Below are 1,180 nucleotides of genomic sequence, written 5' to 3'. Positions count from 1 at the left end.
GCTCTTGAGACATAAAAAGACAAAGTCATTGTATTGCGTTGACTTCCATTAACGGTTAGAGGGGCTATTCGTGCGTTTCGCTTGACGTTGATGACGTCTTGCAGACTGCCACCTCTGGCAACGCTAAAGCTCATGATTGGGGCAAAATACTCCATGACAGTGACCGTCGTATCTACTGGATTTGACCAACGTCCGCGGCTATCTGACACACTAGCTCTGATTGTGACGGTTCCGTTGTAATTCATGAATCCTAACGTGCCACCATTTTCTGTGGTGACCTGATTTTTACCGACAATTTCGGCTTTAAAACCACTAATCGTAGAACTATACGACCCCATAGCACCGACAAACGACACTTTGATGTTAGACAAAATTTGCACAAAGATGTTTGTCTCTGGGATTAAAGCCTGTACAGCCGAGTTACCGTCTGACAGGATGACTCCCGACAGTAAAGGCTTAATATCCGCAGGCACAGTGCCCGTAAAGCTAGTCTGAGACGTGCCAATCTTACTTGACCCAGAATAGGTATCGACATAGATAGTCCCACTCCTTGAGTTTGCATTAGGCACATCATTCGCAAATGACAAAGGCACCGTCCAAGATGTCGATGTATCAACATTACTTGCGATGGTGCCTGTTTTGCCTGCGAACTCATAGCGGACAGTGTGTTTAAAGCTACTGTCAGCCCGTTGGATTGTAATCGTTAAAGCTGAGCCAAAATTAACCGTCCCTGCTGTAACTGTACTTGTTCGTGGGATTCTGGCCAGGGGCATTGTCCCTGTAGCCACGTTTAACCTTCCGGGAGAGTAGCCTCCTGACCCGCTAAAAGTCGCTGAAAAAGAAAAGGACTTCTGCCCGTCCGGATTGTGCCCTATCGTGACTGTCTTATCAATCAGATTAATGCTTGAGTTCATACTCAGCATGTTTGGAGAGCCCGACCACGAGTAGGTTTGTCCGTTGACCGTTGCGCTTGCTGTACAGTTATACTGAGCAAATGTGGTTGTCGTGTTAAAAAGGGCTAGCTGTACCCTAACGTTAGTAGAGTTTGCGGGTATGTTTGGCTTAGAAGGCGTCAAAGACAACTTGATGCGATACCCTCTATCGCTATTCGACCAAAAGTCAGCCATATATTACATCACCTTTCCAACCCATCTAATGACATTCATTGACGGGTTTAAAT

Annotated in this window: 1 protein-coding gene; it reads right to left on the bottom strand. The window is 46.1% G+C overall.

Going from position 1 to position 1,180, the window contains the following annotated elements; all coding sequences use genetic code 11:
- Positions 1-1,127 (bottom strand): DUF859 family phage minor structural protein (locus tag G576_RS0109615; protein ID WP_027974415.1); only part of this gene is annotated, 1,127 nt, incomplete at its 3' end.
- Between the last annotated feature and the right edge of the window lie 53 nt (positions 1,128-1,180).

It is taken from the genome of Streptococcus porci DSM 23759, assembly GCF_000423765.1.
Taxonomy (GTDB): domain Bacteria; phylum Bacillota; class Bacilli; order Lactobacillales; family Streptococcaceae; genus Streptococcus; species Streptococcus porci.
Note: the sequence above shows the minus strand (reverse complement) of the source record. Positions and strands in the feature narration are given on the sequence as shown.